Source organism: Devosia ginsengisoli (genome assembly GCF_007859655.1).
Classification (GTDB): Bacteria; Pseudomonadota; Alphaproteobacteria; order Rhizobiales; family Devosiaceae; genus Devosia; species Devosia ginsengisoli.
In genome coordinates this window covers 938,117-956,713 of record NZ_CP042304.1, presented here as the reverse complement: position 1 = coordinate 956,713, position 18,597 = coordinate 938,117, and the positions used below count along the sequence as shown (strand labels likewise).

The following is an 18,597-nucleotide window of genomic DNA, read 5'->3' as shown; positions in this document are numbered from 1 at the left end:
TCCCCATTGTTGTTGCATGGGTTTTGTCACGCGCCGGGATTCAAGGCAAGGCACGGGAAAGCCGCCCGAGTGCCCGTCCCCCGTCACGCCCGCTTCTGCAGGGCCAGCCAGATGCCGCCGCCCATCAGCAGCAGGCCGGAGACGCGCGACACGACGCGGACCCGTGCGGCGCTCAGCATGCCACGGGCGCGGCCGGCGACCACGGCATAGATGGCGTCGGTCGAGCCGGCGACCAGCATGAAGAACAGGCCCAGCACCATCACCTGCGGGAAGGTCGGCTGCGTCACATCGACGAATTGCGGCAGGAAGGCCCCCAGGAAGATCAGCGCCTTGGGATTGGAGAGAATGACGAGAAACCCCTCCACCGCCATGCCCCGGCGGGATTTGGTCCGCTCGACGCTTCCGGTGCCGAGTTCGCCATTCGAACGCCACATCTTCCAGCCCAGCCAGACCAGATAGGCAGCGCCGATCAGTTTGATCCAATCGAAGGCCCAGCCCATGAAGGCCACCAGCGCCTGCATGCCCAGGGCCACGACCACCGTCATGACGAAGAACCCGGCCTGCGTACCCGCCACGATGGCAAGGCCAGCCCCGGTGCCGCGCGCCAGCGCATTGGCGACGATAACGGTCACGGTGGGCCCGGGCACGATGGCCAGGAGGAAGCAGGCGCCGAGATAGGGGATGAGCGTGGTGAGGTCGAACATGGCAGGACTCCTTGGGCAGCGAGCAAGCCATTTGCGCGGGAGCTTGGCAAGAGCCGTACCGCTTCATCCGTCGATCATGCCCGCTTCTGCAGCGCCAGCCAGATGCCGCCGGCCATCAGGATGACGCCGGAGACCCGGTTGACCATGCGGACGCGGGCGGCGGTCAGCAGGTGCCGCGCCTGGCCGGCAGCCAGGGCATAGGCGCTGTCGCTCATGGCGGCCACGGCCATGCAGATCAGCCCAAGCACCATGATCTGGCCGAAAGCGGGCCGGCTCAGGTCGATGAATTGCGGCAGGAAGGCGCTGAGGAACAGCAGCGTCTTGGGATTGGACCAGTTGGTCAGCGCGCCCTGCCACATATAGCGCGCGACGGGTAGCCGATCGCCATTGCCGATGGCGAGCTGGCCGGTGGAGCGGAACATTTTCCAGCCGATCCAGATAAGATAGGCCGCGCCGGCCAGCTTGATGATCTCGAAGGCGCCAGCCACCAGCGACATCACCGCCTCCAGCCCCACCGCCACGATGAAGACCATGCTGACCATGCTCAGCGCCGTGCCCAGGATGGTGAACAGCCCTGCCCGCGTGCCGCCGGCCAGCGAATTGGCGATGACCACCGAGACCGACGGCCCCGGAATGACGGCAAACAGCAGGCAGGCGAGCATGTAGGGCAGGATGATGACGGGGTCGATCATGGCGAAACTCCTTGGAATAGCGAGCAAGCCACCGGCGCTGCCGCTTGGCAAGGGGCTTCGCGTGCCGCCCGATCTCGATAAAACTGTATCGACTTGCCGCATCGAAAAGTGACGCCTGCCCGCTACCAAGGCAGCATCGACACATCCGCGCCGGGGACCTGGATGCGCTCCTACTTTGACGGCATGCTGCGCTATTTCGAGATTTCCGGACGCAGCACCCGCATGCAGTACTGGATGTTCTTCACCATCCAGTTCGTGCTGACCGTCATGGCTGTAATCATCGACTACCAGTTGGGCGGCTTCAAGAACCTGAAGAACCCGCAGCCGACGGCCACGATGTTTGTGAGCATCGTGCATTTCATCCCGGGCATTACCGTCGCCGTCCGCCGCCTGCACGATATCGGCCGCTCGGGCTTCTGGTACCTGCTCTATTTCGTGCCGTTTGCCGGGCTTTGGCTACTCTACTGGGCCTGCTGCCCGTCCGAGCCGGGCCACAATGCCTATGACGATCCCGAACCCAGCAGCTACGAACCGCGCGGACGCCAGGCAGCCCTGCCCCGCCATTCCACCATCCCGCGCACCATCCGCATGGGCAGCAATGCCACGAGGCCCCCGTCCCTCGGCTATGACGGGTTGGCCGCGCCGGAGCGGTTTATCTAGACGGCTCGCAATACAAAGAAGCCCACATCCCGGCCAGACTGAAAGGTTGGCGGACAGTCGAGTACGCCGGCCGGCCTGCAGGCGCTCGCGGACAGGACCGGCCGGTCAGCGTCGGACGTCAGTGTTTTCATCGTTTTGAGCTTCTCACGCGTCAGCGCTTGACATTAACAGACAGGTCTGTTCAGTTTAATAGACAGACCTGTCTGTTAATGGAGTTTGCAAAATGGCAGCACTTGAATTCGAGGACGTTGCTTGCGGGCAGCGGGAAACAGGCCGCTTCAGAGAAGGTCTATGGCGCGCATTTGCCCCGATGAAGCGTTGGTATGACCGGCGCCGAACACTGGCTCGGCTGTCGCAATTGAGCGAGCGCCAGTTGAGAGATGTGGGACAGGACCCTGACGAGGTCTTTAGCGCGACCAATGGTCGGCCGGCCCCCTTGTGGGAAAAGCCCCACATTCGGCCCGACATTCGGTAGCGGATGCAAACTTGACGCAGATGAACCGGGGCCGGAAGGCCTGTCAGACGAGCCACTGCTGCGGCCTCGTGGGCCACATGCTGGCAGGTTGAATTGCCCCCTCCCCCTATGAAGCAGAGAAGCTGGAGAAGGACCCATGAGAAAGATCAAGATCATCGAACACATCTCGCTGGATGGCGTGATTCAGGGATTTGGCGGGCCGGACGAGGATAGAGACGGCGGCTACACCGATGGCGGATGGGCGGTGCCGCTTTCCGATCCGGCCATTGGCGAAGCCATTACGGCAGCGCAGGGCGAACGCTTCGACCTTCTGCTCGGTCGACATACCTATGATATTTTTAGCCGCTACTGGCCGGCATTGCGCGATCCCATGGCGATCAAGCTGAATGCGGCCCGAAAATTCGTCGCGACCCACCGGCCAGACAGTCTGCAATGGGGACCGCTCGAAGCTGTGGGAACGGACATCACCAAAGGCATTCGCAGCATCAAGTCGAGCGAAGGCCCGGATGTGATCGTGTGGGGCAGCTCAACGCTCACGCCGGTGCTGCTCCAGGCCGGCCTTGCAGATGAGGTTCTCCTGCTTGTTTTCCCGGTCCTGCTGGGCCGGGGGAAACGCTTCCTGTCTGACGCTATCGATCCACGCGAACTTTCGCTCTCCAGCAGCAAGGCCGCGTCCACGGGCGTGCTCATCAACACGTATCGTTCTGTCGGCGCGCTACGAACCGGATCCTTTTCGGAACCTGCGGCAGGAAATGGCGGATAGCCGAGGGGCATCGACACGGCGCTCACGCAAATGCAAACCTGTCACACCGTTGGACGAGGGTAACATGCGCAACATCCTGAGCCTGGCACGCTGGGTGCCTTTCATCATCATCAGCGTCGCGAGCTTGTGGGCCTCGGCCCGAACCACGGAAGGTTATCGAGACCCGGTATTCGACTGGGACATCTCCTGGCCCGCCATCGCCAATGCCCTGACCAAGATGCCGCATATCAGCTCCATGGTCCTGATCTTCCTGCTCGCCGCGCTGGCGGTGGGCCTCGGCCGGCTCTGGCTGGCCGCCTTGCTGACCTTCGCAGTGGCGATAGGTTGGGAAGTGGTGCAGATGCCCACCATTGGTAACAATCCGCGGCTCGCCGATCTTGCTCCAGACCTGGTTGGCATCGGTATCGCCTGGGTGATCGTGGCGCTTGGGGCCATGCTCTGGCGGCGCTTGCGGCCGGCCCGCTAAGCCCAATCAGCCGCACCACATCCCACCAAAACCAAGGGGCGCCGAAGCGCCCCTTTTCTTATTCCTCTGCCGGCGTTTCCGGCGGCGCGTCTGGTGCCTCGGGCACATCGTCGTCGCCTTCCGGCTCCTTGATGTGTTCCACCGACATCACCTTCTCGCCTTCGGCCGTGTCGAACACGATCACGCCCTGGCTGCCGCGGCTGACGATGCGGATCGGCTTGTCGCCGCCCACAGGCAGGCGGATGGTCTGGCCGCCGTCGCTGATCAGCATGATCTGGTCGCTGTCTTCCACCGGGAAGCTGGCCACGAGGTTCCCGTTGCGCTTGTTGACCGCCATGGCGACGATGCCTTTGCCGCCACGCCCGGTGATCCGGTATTCGTGGCTCGAGGTGCGTTTGCCATAGCCATTCTCGGAAATGGTCAGGATGAACTGCTCGATGGCGCTCATCTGGGCATAGCGTTCCTGGTTCAGCTCGCCGGCGACCACGTCGCCCTCGTCCGAACTGGCTTCCTCCTCGGCGCCCTCGCCGCGCACGGCCCGGCTCATCTTGAGGTAGGCGGCGCGTTCCTCGGCCGAGGCGTCGGAGTGGTTGATGACGGCCATGGAGATGACCACGTCGTCCTTGGCCAGCAATATGCCGCGCACGCCCATGGAATCGCGGCCCTTGAACAGGCGTACGTCGTCGGTGCGGAAGCGGATGGCCTGGCCGAGCGCGGTGGTCAGCAGCACGTCGTCATTGGCCGTCGCCGTCTCGACGCCGACGATCTGGTCGCCCTCGTCCAGCTTCATGGCGATCTTGCCGTTCTGGCGCACTTCGACGAAATCGGCCAGCGAGTTGCGGCGCACCGTGCCGCGCGTCGTGGCGAACATGATGTCGAGATTGGCCCAGCTCGTCTCGTCCTCGGGCAGCGGCATGATGGTGGTCAGCCGTTCGCCCTGCTCCAGCGGCAGGATGTTGATCAGGGCCTTGCCCCGCGCATTGGCCTGGGCCAGCGGCAGGCGCCACACCTTGAGCTTGTAGGCAATGCCGCGGTCGGTGAAGAACAGCACGGGGGTATGGGTATTGGCCACGAAGAGACGCGACACGAAGTCTTCTTCGCGCGTCGCCATGCCCGAGCGGCCCTTGCCGCCGCGGTTCTGCGCCCGATAGGTCGAGAGCGGCACGCGCTTGATATAGCCCTCGTGGCTCACGGTCACGACCATGTCCTCGCGGGCGATCAGGTCCTCGTCGTCGAAATCGCCGACCACGTCGGAAATTTCGGTGCGACGCGGCGTGCCGAACTGTTCCTTGATCTCGGTCAGTTCGGTGCGGATGATCTCGATCACGCGCTCACGGCTGCGCAGGATATCGAGATAGTCCTCGATCTCGGTGCCCAGGCCATTGAGTTCCTCGCCGATTTCGTCACGCCCCAGCGCCGTCAGGCGGGCCAGGCGCAGTTCGAGGATGGCGCGGGCCTGTTCCTCGGACAGGTTGAACGTGCCGTCATCGTTGATGCGGTGGCGCGGATCGTCGATCAGCGCAATCAGCGGCGCCACATCGGCAGCCGGCCAGCGGCGGGTCATCAGCTGCTCGCGCGCCGTCGCCGGATCGGGCGCGGTGCGGATCAGGGCGATGACCTCGTCGATATTGGCAACCGCCACGGCGAGACCCACCAGGATATGGGCGCGGTCGCGGGCCTTGTTGAGCAGGAAGCGGGCACGACGCGTAACCACTTCGTGACGGAAATCGATGAAGGCCGAAAGGATTTCGCGCAGGTTCATCAATTGCGGCTTGCCGCCATTGAGCGCCACGAAATTGCAGCCGAACGAACTTTGCAGCGCGGTGAAGCGATAGAGCTGGTTCAGCACCACATCGGCCAGCGCATCGCGCTTGATCTCGATGACCACGCGCATGCCTTCGCGCGAAGACTCGTCGCGCAGGTCGGCGATGCCCTCGATGCGCTTGTCGCGCACCAGTTCGGCGATCTTCTCGACCATGGTCGCCTTGTTCACCTGATAGGGCAATTCGGTGATGATGAGCGCCTCGCGCTCCTTGCGGATTTCCTCCACCGCCACGCGCCCGCGCACCAGCACGGAGCCCCGGCCGGTTTCATAGGCCGAGCGGATGCCCGCGCGGCCCAGGATGATGCCGCCCGTCGGGAAATCCGGCCCTGGCAGGACTTCCATCAGTTCCTCGGTGAGCGCATCGGGATTGTCGAGCAGCAGCAAAGCCGCGTCGATGGTCTCGCCCAGATTGTGGGTCGGCACGTTGGTGGCCATGCCCACGGCAATGCCGCTGCCGCCATTGACCAGCATATTGGGGAAGCGCGCCGGCAATACGGTCGGCTCGTGTTCGGAGCCGTCATAGTTGTCGCGGAAATCCACCGTGTCCTTGTCGAGGTCATCGAGCAGGGAATTGGTGATCTTCTGCATGCGCACTTCGGTATAGCGCATGGCCGCAGGCATATCGCCGTCGACCGAACCGAAATTGCCCTGCCCTTCCACCAGCATTTCCCCCATGGAGAAATCCTGCGCCATGCGCACCAGGGCCATATAGACCGCGCTGTCGCCATGCGGGTGGTATTTACCGATAACGTCGCCGACCACGCGCGCCGACTTGCGATAGGGCTTGTTATATTCGTAGCCATTCTCGTTCATCGAGAACAGGATGCGCCGATGCACAGGCTTGAGCCCGTCGCGCACGTCGGGCAGCGCACGACTCACGATCACGCTCATCGCATAATCGAGATAGCTTTTGCGCATCTCGTCGGTGATGGCGATTATCGAAATATCGGAGGGCGGCGGTGCGCCAGTTCCGTTCTCAGGCGTATCGGTCACTGGGATGATTCTACGTTGGTTAGGCTGCTCCTTTGATAGGCGATTTCGCGGAAATATGCGAATTTATGCACGCCAGTAACTGTGGAGATCAGGCCGGGACCAGCGGTTTGCGCCGCATCTGGCGAAAGCTGGGTATGGCGACGGGCGCCAGCGTGGCCAAAAGGTAGAGCAATCCCGTTATGCCCAGCGCGACGACGATGCCCAGATTGTCGACCAATAGCCCAGCATAGAGCCCGCCAAACGGCATCAGGCCCCAGGCCAGCGCGCCGAACAGCGCGATCACCCGGCCCACCATGGCGGACGGAATGCGCTCGAACAGGATCACCCCGAGGATGGGGTTGAGGAAGCCGGCGGCAAAGCCGCTCACGACAAGCACGCCGACAAGCACCGGCAGCGCGGCATCCATGGCGAAGATGGCCAAGGGCATCGGCCCGGCGCACAGGAACCCGATCGTATAGACGGTCAGCCGCGGCAGGCGCTCGCCGATGGCCGCGGCAATGCCGGCGCCGACGATCGATGCCCCGGAAAAGGCGGCGAGAAAAATGCCGACCCAGGTCACGTCGAGCCCCGCCGTCCGCACCCAGACCGGCAGCAGCACCGTGGCATAGGCCTGGTCGAACAGGTTGGTGATGGCGATCATGATGACCAGCGCCCGCAAGACCGGGTCGCTGCGCAGCACGGTCCAGCCGGCCGCGAGTTCGGTGCGATAGCTGGTCGAACGGTCGCGCGCCGGTGCCTCGTGGCGGGGAATGCCGATCGCCACGACCAGCGCGGAGAGCAGAAACGCCACGGCATTGGCCAGCAAAGCCGGCGCCGGCCCGAGTAGCGCAATCAGCCCGCCCGCCGCCGCCGCGCCAACAGTGCCGGCCAGCCGGTCGCTGGCGCCCATGACGCCGGTGACGCGCTCCAGCGGCACCTTGCCCAGAGCCGCGACCGTGGGCACCAGCGCCTGCTTGGCCGCGTCGGACGGCGCGCGCAAGGCGCCGATCAGCGCCACCGATGGCAGCAGTACCCAGATGGAGAGCAGCCCCGCCCAATAGAACAAGGGCACCAGCGCCACCCCGATCGTCGACAGGTAATCGCACCAGATGGCGATCCGCCTGGCGCCGATGCGGTCGATGAGTGGCCCGCCCAGCGCCTTGGCCAGCACATAGGGCAGCATTTCGGCAAAGCCGGCGAGCCCGGTCAGAACCGGGCTGCCTGTCGTGGTCAGCACCAGCCACGGAATGGCGATGGCGGAAAGCCGCGTACCCGATGTGGACAGCACCGTAGCGCCGGCCAGCGCGACGAAGGCGCGGTGAATATTCATTCCCCCTCTCCCGCCGCCGGTTCGCCAACATGGGGCGCCGCATGCAGGACCACGGTGAAGGGCCGCATATCCTGCGGCAGCGGCGTGCCCAGAGCCGGAGCGGCCGCCATGGCCTCCCACAGCACGGTCTGCAGCTTTTCCACCAGCGCCTTGGCGGCCTCGGCGGTCAGGGGGATCGTATAGTCGCTGACCGTGGAAGCCTGCCGCCACTCCTGCGGCAGGTCGGGATAGGCGGCCTGAGCGCGCTGCATCTGCCGCATCTGCCCATGCAGGGCGGCCCGCTCGAAAGCCAGCCCCAGTTCCAGCGCCTCGCCTTCCGCATTTGCGGGCATGACATTGGTCGCCTCGTGCCGCGCCCGCCACCAGCGGTCGCGCTGGCTGCCGCGTTCGGCGTCCTCCTCGATGAAGCCGTGCTGCGCCAGCTGCCGCAAATGGTAGCTCGTCGCCCCCGAATTCAGCCCCAGCCGCGCCGCCAGTCCCGACGCGGTGGCCGGCCCCTCGATGCGCAGCAGGCCCAGCATGCGCAGTCGCAAGGGATGGGCCAGCGCCTTGAGCGCCGTAGCATCGGGAACGACACTGCTGATATCGCGCAGGGTTTTTTCGGACATGACAGGACCTCGCTATGGGTCCGTCATATCATCGCAAACAAATCTTTGCAAAACTTTCTTTGCGATCAACCGGAATTCTGCACCAGCCGCAACAGCGTGCAGTCGGGATCGACCAGATAGCCCACCGTTCCGCCCCAGTCCTCGAGGCGCGGCGGGTGCAGGCGCGGCCACCCCGTGCTGGCCTCGGGAATGCCGGCCGCCCGGCAGGCGGCGTAAAAACCATCGAGATCGTCGAGCCGCAGGCAGCAGGCGAATGAGCTGGTTGCCGGGTCGAGTTCGGCCAGCAGGAAGAATTCGAGTTGCAGCCCGCCCCGCCGCAGGATCATCCAGTCCGGATCGCGCCAGCTTTCGGTGAAGCCGAGCGCAGCATAGAAGCGCGCGGTCGCATCGAAGTCGCGGGATGGCAGGTTGGGCGTCGCGTGATCGGTCATGGCTCAATCTCACAGGGCTGCATCGCCGGCCCGGCCATAGTAGCGAAATCCGCAGCGCGGGCACATATCGCTTCCCCATCTTGCCAAATCCCTGTCAACTTGCCTCCGCACGGGAGGGACGCGCATGGATTGGATGAGGAGCGAGCCGGATTCGCAGGGATTTTCGCCCGATATCGCGGAAAAGCTGGATGCCATGGTGTCTGGCGGCACGCTGGGCGCCATCCATGCTATAGCCGTCTGCCGCCATGGCCGGCTGGTGCTGGAACGCTACTTCACCGGCAATGACCAGCAGATCGCCGTGGGCGACCTCGGCCTCATCGCCTTCACCGGCGAACGCCTGCATGACCTGCGCTCCGTCACCAAGAGCATTGTCGGCCTGCTCTATGGCATCGCGCTGGATCGTGGCCTCGTCCCCGGCCTCGACGCGCCCATAGTCGACAGCTTCCCCGAATATGCCGATCTCGCTGCCGATCCCGCGCGGCGGCGTCTCACCGTCGCCCATGCCCTGGACATGACGCTCGGCCTCGAATGGGACGAGAGCCTGCCCTATACCGATGCGCGCAATTCCGAGATCGCCATGGAATTCGCCCCGGATCGCTATCGCTTCACCCTCGATCGCCCGATCGTCGCCGCGCCGGGCGCGCGTTGGATTTATTCGGGCGGCGCCGTAGCCTTGCTGGGGGCGCTGATCGAACGTGGTTCGGGCCAGCGGCTGACAGCCTTTGCCCAGGACAACCTGTTCACCCCGCTGGGCATCACCAATAGCGAATGGTTCGCCGGCATGGATGGCAATTATTCCGCCGCCGCCGGCCTACGGCTCGGTGCCCTCGACCTGCTGCGCATCGGCGCCATGCTGGCCAATGGCGGCCGCCATGAGGGTCGCACCGTGGTGCCAGCCGCATGGCTCGCGCAAAGCTGGACGCCGCGCACTACGACCAGTTGGGGCCAGGCCTATGGCTATCTCTGGTATCTCGACAGCGCCACGCCGCCCGCCTTTGCCGCCGGCACGCAAAGCGTTGCCGGCTTCGGCAATGGCGGCCAGCGCCTGTTCGTTCTGCCCGAAGCGGGCCTGGCCTGCGTCGTCCTGGCCGGTCTCTACGACACATCAGGCGCCGAGGAAGGCCCGCAGCGGCTCTGGGAACAGCTGGTGCTGCCCAATCTCATCCTCTAGCCGTCCGGCCGGATCAAATTCTCGTCATCTTTGCGGCCGACCCTGATCGAGTCGCCGCGGAAGAAGGAAACCTCATGGATGGACCATCCGTCGCTTTGGGCGCCGGATTGCGGGTACTGATCCTCGCCGTGATCCTCGTCGCCAGTTGTGGCCTCGCTCTGGGTGCCGGGCTGCTCCTTGCCCGCCTGGGCTTTCTCGGCACCTGCCAGGACGGCTCGTGCGAACTGGTTGCCGCCGTCTATGTCATGCCCATTGGCGGCATCCTGCTGTATTTCGCCAGCCTTGTCGTGTGGTCGAGGCTGGCCAAACGCCAAAGGAATCGAGATGCCTAGATCAGGCCGCTATCTGCTCTCCATCGCCGTCCTGCTGGCCGCTTGCGGCGCGACGTCGGCCCAAAGCCCGCTGGATTTCTCCGGCGCCACCGAAACGCCGGAGGAACTGATCGCGCTCTATGATGCCGCCGACGGGCAATGCCGGCTCTCCACCAGCGACGACGTGGAAATCCAGGTCGCCTGCGTGTCCCGCTCAATCTATGGCGCCGCGCTCAATGCACAGGACTGGTGCTATGGCCGCGAAAGCGAGGCCAATGCCGACATGGAGTGGCATGCCTGCGCCGCCGAATCCCTGCGCTTTCCGCCGGTATCCGTAACCTATCCCTGACGCGTCAGGCGGCGTCGAATTCCACCCGCGACGCGGTGATCCGCCTGTGGTTCTCGCTGGCCCATTCGATCAGGTGCCCGAAGGGCACGATGATAGACTCGCCCATGGGGGTCAGCCGGTATTCCACCGAGGGCGGCTTGGTATCGTAGACGCGCCGCGCCACCAGCCCGTCGCGCTGCAGGTCGCGCAGGGTCTGGGTCAGCATCTTCTGGGAAATATCGGGCACTTCGCGCCGGATCTGGTTGAAGCGCCGCGGGCCATCGGCCAGCGTCATGACCAGCAGCATGCTCCATTTGTCGCTGATCCGGTCCAGCACGCCACGCACCGGGCAATCCGTCAGCGAGCCGCCGCTATTCTGTTCGGCCCATTTGGCAATGTAGAGACCGGCTTCTTCCAGCGCGCTGAGCATGGGGGCACCTCCAGGTAACGTTATGCGGCAAAAGTGCCTCCTTTTCGCCGCGCCCCGCGCAGACTAGATAGCACTCTCCTTTCGATACTTACTCTCCGCTGGCCTGTGCCGCAAGCGGGGCAAGCAGGAGACATGACATGACTGATTTCAAGGACAAGACATTGCTGGTCACCGGCGCCGCCGGCCAATTCGGCCGGCTGGCCGCGGCCGAATTGCTGGCGCGCGGCGCAACGAAAGTGGTCGCCGGCACGCGCGATCCGGCCCAGCTTGCCGATATCGCCGCCCAGGGCGTGGAAGTCCGTCGTCTCGATTTCGACGATGCCGCCTCGCTCGTCACCGGTTTTGCCGGGGTCGACCGGGCGCTGATCATCAGCACCGTCGCGCCCAACCGCCGCGAACAGCAGACCGCGGCGGTTGCCGCAGCCAAGGCGGCCGGCGTCAGCTATCTCGCCTATACCTCGGCGCCCCATGCCCGGCCCAATGCCGATGCCGGCGGCATTGCCGACCATTACTGGACCGAGCAGGCCATCGCCGCCTCGGGCCTCGATTTCACCCTGCTGCGCAATCACATCTATGCCGACATGACCCTTGTCGGCGCCGGTGCAGCCCTGGCCAGCGGCCAGTTGTTCGACGCCACCGAGGGCGGTGGCCGCAACTATGTCACCCGCGCCGACACTGCCCGCACCGCCGCCGGCGCCCTGCTCTCGGCCAGCGGCAGGGACATTGTCGACGTCACCGGCCCTGCCCCGGTCACCCAGGCCGAGGTCGCAGCGCTCTATACCAGGCTGACCGGCAAGCCCGTCGCCCGCGTCGGTCTCACGGCCGAGCAATTGCAGGCGGGCCTCGAAGCCGCCGGCCTGCCCGCCTTCTATGCCGCCCTTTTGGTTGCCTTCGACCGCGACGCCGCCGCCGGCTACCACGCCATCACCACAGATGTCGTCGAACGCTATTCCGGCCGCAAACCACAGGCGCTGGTGGCGTTTCTGGAAGAGAACAAGGCGGCGCTGGCACAATAAGCCGCCCCAAGCTCGAAGCCCCCTCGCCCCTTGTGGGAGAGGGTGGTTTTTCGCGTTCAGCGAAAACCGGGTGAGGGGGTCTGCGCCATCCCATGCTTCAAAGCCCGTGGATCGCTCAGCGCCCCCTCATCCGCCCCTTCGGGGCACCTTCTCCCACGAGGGGAGAAGGTAACCTGTGGGCCAACCCATCCGCAGGCATTCTTGCAACAATCATCCCCCGAACACCGGCCATTGCCGGCCGCCATGGTGACAACCCGCCGAAATCGCGCCAATTTGTTGCCGTATTTCGCGGAGTCGGGGTCGCCGTGTCAGTTGGATCGTTCTTCAGCCGCCTTTGGGCGCTTTTCGCTTATGATCGATCCATCGGCTTCGGCCTCGAATATATTGGCCTCACCACTTTGCGCTATCCGCGCGCCGTGGCACTGGCCGTGCTGGCCTTCTCCATCCTCTGCTTCACGCAGATCCCCCGCGCCAATGTCGATGGCGACCTGCTGCGCGTCTATGCCCATTCCGGCGAGCATTACGATGCCTATGCCCAGCTCTCGGAAACCTTCGGCACCTTCGAGAATGACATCTATGTGCTGGTCTCCTCCCCGCGCCTGACCGAGCCCGAAACGCTGGAGCGCGTGCGCGAACTGGCCTTCGATCTCGAGCTCAATGAATTCGCCGTAGGCACCATGTCGCCCTTCACCCTGCGCAAGCCCGATGGCCGCGGCGGTTCGGTGCCGGCCGTGCCCGAGGGCATGGACGATTTCGGCGAAGTTGCCATCGCGCTGAGCGACCTGCAGCAGAACGACCCGATGATGCGCAACCTCATCACGCCGGATCTGAGCGGCGTGGTGCTCATCATGTTCCCCAATCAGGAGATGACCAAGGGCGACGGCACCAAACGCATGATCGCCTCCCTGCGCGACACGATCGTGCCCTATCAGGACGAGAACATTTCCATCGAGCTGACCGGCCCGCCGATCTGGACCTCGGAAATGCTCAATGCCGCGGTGGACGACCAGGTCAAGTTCACCGTCTGGGGTTTCGGGCTCGGCGCCATCATCGCCCTGCTCGCCCTCCGCTCGCTACCCGGCGCGCTATTGGTCGCAGCCACGCCGTTCCTGGCGGTGATGTGGTCGATGGGCATAATCCTCCTGTTCTTCGGCTCCTTCTCCTTCCTCACCATCATCGTCACGACTTTGGTGCTGGTGATCAGCTTTGCGGAGTCGATGTTCTTCATCTTCAACTGGCTGGCCTATTGGCGCGACGGCATGGAGCCCAACAAGGCGGTGGATGCCACGGTCAAGTTGGTCGGCCCCGCGGCGGGCCTCACCATGCTGACCACTTTGGTCAGCTTCGCCTCGCTCTGGTTCACACCGGGCCAGGGCATCCGCGAATTCTCCATTGCCGGCGGCATCGGCACGTTCCTGCTGTTCGTGTGCCTGATGACCTTCCTGCCGCTGATGCTTAAAGCCGCCGTGCGGCTCGGCTTCAAGGCCCCCAAGCGTTCCAGCCTGGTATTGACGGCCCCCCTGCCCCTCGCCTGGTTCATCGCCAGCCGCTTCGGGCGCCTGCTGTCCATCCTGGCCATTGTCGTCACGCTGGTGCTGTTCATCCCCTACGTGCTGATCAAGCCGCATTTCTCCTTCGAGGATTTCGTGGCCAAGGATTCGACCGCATTGACCGCGGCCGAGGAGATCGACGATGGCGTGGGGGGCGTGGCGCCGCTCTATATCCGCGTGCCGCTGGCCGATAACGACCCCAATGTCACCCCGCGCGATTTCGAGACCATTCGCAAGGTCCATGAAATCCTCGAAAGCCATCTCGGGCAGAACAAGGTCATCTCCGCCGCGGCGCTGACCAATTACACCGATAGCGGCTTTACCCGCGAAGAGGTGTTCGATGCCGTCGGCACCTTCATGCGCAAGCGCTTCGTGACCGATGACGGATCGCAGGCGCTTGTCACCGGCTTCATGCCGACCATTATCGATTCCGAAGATCTGAAGCTCCTGGTCGAGAATGTCACCGCCGAGATGCGGGCGGCTGGCATAGACGGCGCCGAAATCGGCGGCTTCCGCATTCTCACCACTTATGCCACCGACCAGATCGTCACCGGATTGCAACTCGACCTCACGGGGTCGGTGCTGGTCAATATCGCCCTGATCGGCTTCGCCTTCCAATCCTTCCGGGTCGCCCTGGCCTCGGCCATTCCCAACCTCTTTCCCGTACTGGGCACCATTGCCTGGCTCTATCTCAGCGGCCAGGGCCTGCAACTGACCACGGTCATCGCCCTCACCATCGCCTTCGGCATCGCGGTGGACGATACGGTGCATTTCCTGTCGCATTATCTGCATTCACGCCGTGAGGAAGGACGCCCGCATCTCGAAGCGGTCAAGCACACGCTGGATCGCATTGGCGGGGCCATCGTTGCCACGACAATCATCCTGTGCTCGGGCGTTGTCATCGTCACCTTCTCCGAATTGCCGCAGGTGGCGCTGTTCGGCACGCTCTTCGTCTCCACCCTCGCTTTCGCTGTTATCGGGGACCTGTTCATTCTGCCGGCTCTGCTGGCGGCGGGTGGCAAGTTCTTCCAGCCGCTGGGCAAGATAAAGGTGCGCACCGTCGATCACGACGCGACCCCCGACGATCCGACCGGGGACACCGCGACCGGCGATGGCGGCACGGAGGGCGGCCATCCGCACACGGTATAGCGAGCGGCGCTTGCGGGCCGCAGTGGCGCCCGCTTACATAGCTCGGCTGATTCTGACGCCGTCCCCCAGATCGGGGTTTGCCGGCGGCGGATTATCGGGAAGGTTTGGGGATGAAATCTGCCGGGGGGCATGATTTCGAGATCTGCCGCAGGCATGATTCACTGGAGGCTAAGTGCAATGACTTCTTTCGCATCCCGGTGGCGCGCCGCCGCGCTGGCAGGCCTGCTGGCTCTCTGCGGCGCGGGCCCGGCGCTTTCAGCCCCGGCCGATGTGGCCCTGCTGCAATCCTATATCGGGGAATGGCGCGGGCGCGGCGTGTTGATCGGCGCCAATACCGAAACGGTGGTCTGCCGTATGTCGCTGACCCAGGGCAATCAGCAGAAGGTCAATTACAACGGCCGCTGCACCCTGGCCGGCACGCAGCTTTCGGTGGCGGGCACCATGGCCTATGTCGAGGCCAGCCGGCGCTTCGAGGCCGCCATGAGCTCCAACGCCACCTTTACCGGCATTGCCGTGGGCCAGAAACGCGGCAATGGCCTCATCTTCAACCTGCGCGAGCGCGACAAGGACGAAGAGGGCAAGGACCTCAACATTTCCGCCCAGATCAGCCTCAATGACGACGCCATCAATGTGGTGTTCGAAGTGGTCTATGTCGAAAGCGGCGACAGCCTCCGCGCCGAGGTGCCCTTCTCCCGGTAATGGCCAGGCCGCTCATCGGCACGCGCCGGGATTTGTTTTAAATCCCGGGCCCTTGCGGCTGAAGAAGTCTTAACCAGCTTGGCGCTAGGGTTCGGGAATTATCCCGGAGCGCCCAATTGCGCAGCCTTGCCGTGACCAGTGCCGACACCCAGCCCAGTTCCGCCACCATGCTGGCGGGCGACGCCCTTGGCGTTCGCCTGCAGCGTCTGTGCTCCCCTGCTCGGCATTGCCGGCGCGCGGCTGAGCCTGCTGTCGGATGGCACGTCCAGAGTCACCGCCGCCACCGGCCCTGCCGCAACCGACCTGCCGGCGCTCGAAGCCCGCGCCCTTGCCGCCGGCCAGCCGTTGGTCATCGCATCACCAGCCTTCTATGCCGGTCTGGTCCTGCCGGCCGAACCCGGCCAGCCGACGCGGCTGCTCAGCCTGTTCGATCCGCGCCCGCGCAGCCCCGGCATGGCCACCACCATTGCCGCTTTGGCCGGCGAGGTTCTGGCCCAGGCCGCCATTGCGCAGCAGCGCCGCCGGATCGCGGCCCAGGCGCGGACCATTGCCGATTATGACGCGCTCGAGGAGCAGCGGCGGAGCCTGTTCGATCGCGCCTCGGCCACGGCCAGCATCGGCATCTGGCAATGCAATCTCGCCGATAACAGCCTCAGTTGGACCAACGGCGTCTACGACCTGTTCGAGATTGCGCGCGATACGCCCATTACCCGCGAAACCACGATGGCGCTTTACAGCGAGAGCTCGCGCCGGGAGATGGAGGCCGCACGCGCCCAGGCCATCGCCACCTGTTCGGATTTCTCGCTCGATTGCGAAATCATCACCACCACGGGCAAGCGGCGCTGGATGCGGCTGACCGGGGCGGTGGAAAGCCGCGACGGCGTCGCGCATCGCATTTTCGGCATGAAGCAGGATATTACCGAGGAAAAGCTGCTGGCCGACCGGACGCGCTATCTCGCCGAATTCGACGTGATGACGGGCCTGGCGAACCGCGGCCAGTTCCAGGCGCGCCTTGCCGCGCTGGACGAGGGCCGCAAGCGCATCGGCACGATGCTGCTGGTCGATCTCGACGGCTTCAAGCAGGTCAACGACACCTATGGCCATGCCCTTGGCGATGAGTGCCTCAAGGAAGCCGCTATCCGCCTGCTGGAAAGCTGCGGCGGCGCGGACCTCGTGGCCCGCATCGGCGGCGACGAATTTGCCGTGCTGCTCGATGCCGACATGTCGCCTGGCGACGCCAGAATTCTGGCCGGCAATATCGTCGAAGCCATGCGCCGCCCCGTCACCAGGCTCGACCAGACGCTCCATCTCGGCGCCTCGGTGGGCGTGGCCCATTATCGCGCCGGCATCAGCGCCGAAGACCTGTTCCGCCAGGCCGACACCGCCCTCTACGCCGCCAAAGCCGCCGGCCGCGACACCAGCCGCACCTTTGCGGCGTGAGGGGATTGCGCGGGGTGAGTGCCACGCGTCAGTGGTTCGAGGTGCGAAGAACGCGCACCTCACCATGAGGGTTGCTGAGATGTCGAGTTCCCAGTAGCCCTCATGGTGAGGTGCGAGCCCTTTGCGAGCCTCGAACCACGAGGGCGTGGCACCACGCTGCCCCTCCCACCGTCTGTCACGTCAGGGCTTGACCCGAGGGCTCTGCACCTGCGGAACACCGCATAAGTGAAGTGTCCTCGGGTCAAGCCCGAGGATGACGTTCAGTGGGCATGGCACCATGCTGCCAACTGCGCGATGTCATCCCGCGCCCGGCCCGCGCCCGGACCTCGAGCCGGGATCCATCCCTGTGATCTCCACAGGATTGGCCGCACGCACCGGCCTTCCCCTCGCCCCTTGCGGGAGAGGGGGTAATTTCCTCGTTCAGAGGAAATTACGGGTGAGGGGTGCTGCGCTTGCCCATGCTTCAATGCTGGTGGATAGCGCAGGATCCCTCATCCGCCCTTCGGGCACCTTCTCCCACGAGGGGAGAAGGGAGCTGCCCAAACACCCGGAGTAAAACACCGCCCCACACAAGCTGTGCCCTATGACTACGGAAGTGGGGTAACCCTTGACGGTCGCTCCAGCGCCTCCCTCCCTTCGATGGGGGAGTGTTCAATCTGGACGCTTTAGTTTCCGCAGCGTCATTCCCGCGTAGGCGGGAATCCATTCTTACAGGGCTCTCCACAGAGTGGATTCCCGCCTACGCGGGAATGATATCGTGGAAATTGAACGGATGGAATGCGTCCAATCTGAACCAGCCCACCCCCCAAAACAAAAGAGGCGCCCACCGGGCGCCTCCCAAATCCCGTCCTCAGAACGGAATGTCGTCGTCCATGCCGCCGGGCTCGAAGGCCGGGGCGTTGGCGCGGGGGCGCTGGCCGCCACCGCCGCCATTATTGTTGTCGCGCACGCCGCGGAAGCCGGTGTCGCCACCGCCATAACCGCCGCCGGCATTGTCGCCCTCGCCGCGGCCATCGAGCAGGGTCATGTTCGAGTTGAAGCCCTGCAGCACGATTTCGGTGCTGTACTTGTCCTGGCCGGACTGGTCCTGCCATTTGCGGGTCTGCAACTGGCCTTCGAGATAGACCTTGCTGCCCTTGCGCAGATAGCTCTCGGCCACGCGCGCCAGCCCTTCCGAGAAAATCACCACGCGGTGCCACTCGGTCTTTTCGCGGCGCTCGCCGGTATTCTTGTCTTTCCAGTTCTCGGAGGTGGCGACGCTGAGATTGACCACCTTGCCACCGCTGGGGAGATTGCGCACCTCTGGATCGGCGCCGAGATTGCCGACCAGGATGACCTTGTTCACGCTGCCTGCCATGGCAAAATTCCTTTTCGATTCAGTCCCCGGACCTCAAGCCAGCAGGGACGCTCACTTACATAGCGGCGGCATCTTACTCCCGCGCGCAGTCCACCGCCTGCCTGTTGCTACAGTTGTGAACAGAAGTGTTCTTGTTCTCTTTATGTTCCGTTTTCGGTAACCCGTCAAGAGCGATGCGCGCTCCTGACACGCCCTGTCAGCAGCCCTGCCCCAAAGCCAG

At 64.4% G+C, this 18,597-nt stretch carries 19 protein-coding genes; 11 read left to right on the top strand and 8 right to left on the bottom strand.

The window, feature by feature from the left end; genetic code table 11:
• Positions 1 to 83: 83 nt before the first annotated feature.
• Together FPZ08_RS04665 and FPZ08_RS04660 are read right to left on the bottom strand one after the other, a co-directional pair.
• Positions 84 to 704 carry a LysE family translocator gene (locus FPZ08_RS04665; protein ID WP_146288902.1) on the bottom strand — a complete coding sequence of 207 codons (621 nt, stop codon included), beginning with the start codon at positions 702 to 704 and terminating at the stop codon, positions 84 to 86.
• Between the two features lie 74 nt (positions 705 to 778).
• Positions 779 to 1,396 (bottom strand): LysE family translocator, encoded by a 618-nt coding sequence (locus FPZ08_RS04660; protein ID WP_146288901.1) that lies wholly within the window; start codon positions 1,394 to 1,396, stop codon positions 779 to 781.
• Positions 1,397 to 1,558: 162 nt separating this feature from the next.
• On the opposite strand from FPZ08_RS04660, the gene FPZ08_RS04655 reads away from it, so the two are divergent.
• From FPZ08_RS04655 to FPZ08_RS04640, 4 genes are all read left to right on the top strand, one after another.
• On the top strand, positions 1,559 to 2,056 hold the full coding sequence (locus FPZ08_RS04655; RefSeq protein WP_146288900.1) for a DUF805 domain-containing protein: 498 nt from the start codon (positions 1,559 to 1,561) through the stop codon (positions 2,054 to 2,056).
• Between the two features lie 223 nt (positions 2,057 to 2,279).
• Entirely contained in the window at positions 2,280 to 2,531 is a 252-nt protein-coding gene (locus FPZ08_RS22970) for a DUF1127 domain-containing protein (protein WP_146288899.1), read from the top strand.
• Between the two features lie 136 nt (positions 2,532 to 2,667).
• Positions 2,668 to 3,294: a dihydrofolate reductase family protein gene (locus FPZ08_RS04645; protein WP_146288898.1), complete on the top strand. Its 627-nt coding sequence runs from the start codon at positions 2,668 to 2,670 to the stop codon at positions 3,292 to 3,294.
• Between the two features lie 64 nt (positions 3,295 to 3,358).
• Positions 3,359 to 3,760: a hypothetical protein gene (locus FPZ08_RS04640; protein ID WP_146288897.1), complete on the top strand. Its 402-nt coding sequence runs from the start codon at positions 3,359 to 3,361 to the stop codon at positions 3,758 to 3,760.
• 58 nt (positions 3,761 to 3,818) lie between these two features.
• Here FPZ08_RS04640 and gyrA read toward each other — a convergent pair whose 3' ends face one another.
• The 4 genes from gyrA to FPZ08_RS04620 all read right to left on the bottom strand — a co-directional run bounded on the left by gyrA (position 3,819) and on the right by FPZ08_RS04620 (position 8,926).
• Entirely contained in the window at positions 3,819 to 6,503 is a 2,685-nt protein-coding gene (gyrA, locus tag FPZ08_RS04635; RefSeq protein WP_210246881.1) for a DNA gyrase subunit A, read from the bottom strand.
• A gap of 163 nt (positions 6,504 to 6,666) precedes the next feature.
• The gene (locus tag FPZ08_RS04630; RefSeq protein ID WP_146288895.1) at positions 6,667 to 7,887 is read right to left on the bottom strand and encodes an MFS transporter; all 1,221 of its coding nucleotides are present in this window, start codon (positions 7,885 to 7,887) and stop codon (positions 6,667 to 6,669) included.
• On the bottom strand, positions 7,884 to 8,495 hold the full coding sequence (locus tag FPZ08_RS04625) for a winged helix-turn-helix domain-containing protein (RefSeq protein ID WP_146288894.1): 612 nt from the start codon (positions 8,493 to 8,495) through the stop codon (positions 7,884 to 7,886). The genes FPZ08_RS04630 and FPZ08_RS04625 overlap by 4 nt, the downstream gene beginning before the upstream one ends.
• Before the next feature lie 65 nt (positions 8,496 to 8,560).
• Entirely contained in the window at positions 8,561 to 8,926 is a 366-nt protein-coding gene (locus FPZ08_RS04620) for a bleomycin resistance protein (protein WP_146288893.1), read from the bottom strand.
• Positions 8,927 to 9,050: 124 nt separating this feature from the next.
• Here FPZ08_RS04620 and FPZ08_RS04615 point away from each other — a divergent pair, with 124 nt between their 5' ends.
• From FPZ08_RS04615 to FPZ08_RS04605, 3 genes are all read left to right on the top strand, one after another.
• Positions 9,051 to 10,097 carry a serine hydrolase domain-containing protein gene (locus FPZ08_RS04615; protein WP_146288892.1) on the top strand — a complete coding sequence of 349 codons (1,047 nt, stop codon included), beginning with the start codon at positions 9,051 to 9,053 and terminating at the stop codon, positions 10,095 to 10,097.
• 74 nt (positions 10,098 to 10,171) lie between these two features.
• Positions 10,172 to 10,429 (top strand): hypothetical protein, encoded by a 258-nt coding sequence (locus tag FPZ08_RS04610; protein ID WP_246132805.1) that lies wholly within the window; start codon positions 10,172 to 10,174, stop codon positions 10,427 to 10,429.
• A complete protein-coding gene (locus FPZ08_RS04605) occupies positions 10,422 to 10,757 on the top strand; it encodes a hypothetical protein (protein WP_146288891.1) in 336 nt (111 codons plus the stop codon). The genes FPZ08_RS04610 and FPZ08_RS04605 overlap by 8 nt, the downstream gene beginning before the upstream one ends.
• 4 nt (positions 10,758 to 10,761) lie before the next feature.
• On the opposite strand, the gene FPZ08_RS04600 is transcribed toward FPZ08_RS04605, so the two are convergent.
• Positions 10,762 to 11,166 (bottom strand): winged helix-turn-helix transcriptional regulator, encoded by a 405-nt coding sequence (locus FPZ08_RS04600; RefSeq protein ID WP_146288890.1) that lies wholly within the window; start codon positions 11,164 to 11,166, stop codon positions 10,762 to 10,764.
• A gap of 137 nt (positions 11,167 to 11,303) precedes the next feature.
• Between FPZ08_RS04600 and FPZ08_RS04595 the strand changes: the two genes are divergently transcribed.
• From FPZ08_RS04595 to FPZ08_RS04580, 4 genes are all read left to right on the top strand, one after another.
• Positions 11,304 to 12,182 carry an NAD(P)H-binding protein gene (locus FPZ08_RS04595; protein ID WP_146288889.1) on the top strand — a complete coding sequence of 293 codons (879 nt, stop codon included), beginning with the start codon at positions 11,304 to 11,306 and terminating at the stop codon, positions 12,180 to 12,182.
• Positions 12,183 to 12,487: 305 nt separating this feature from the next.
• On the top strand, positions 12,488 to 14,881 hold the full coding sequence (locus FPZ08_RS04590) for an efflux RND transporter permease subunit (protein ID WP_186767208.1): 2,394 nt from the start codon (positions 12,488 to 12,490) through the stop codon (positions 14,879 to 14,881).
• Between the two features lie 177 nt (positions 14,882 to 15,058).
• The gene (locus tag FPZ08_RS04585) at positions 15,059 to 15,580 is read left to right on the top strand and encodes a hypothetical protein (protein ID WP_146288887.1); all 522 of its coding nucleotides are present in this window, start codon (positions 15,059 to 15,061) and stop codon (positions 15,578 to 15,580) included.
• A gap of 186 nt (positions 15,581 to 15,766) precedes the next feature.
• Entirely contained in the window at positions 15,767 to 17,020 is a 1,254-nt protein-coding gene (locus FPZ08_RS04580; RefSeq protein WP_246132804.1) for a sensor domain-containing diguanylate cyclase, read from the top strand.
• Positions 17,021 to 17,870: 850 nt separating this feature from the next.
• On the opposite strand, the gene ssb is transcribed toward FPZ08_RS04580, so the two are convergent.
• Entirely contained in the window at positions 17,871 to 18,377 is a 507-nt protein-coding gene (gene ssb / locus FPZ08_RS04575) for a single-stranded DNA-binding protein (protein ID WP_146288886.1), read from the bottom strand.
• Positions 18,378 to 18,597 lie beyond the last annotated feature (220 nt).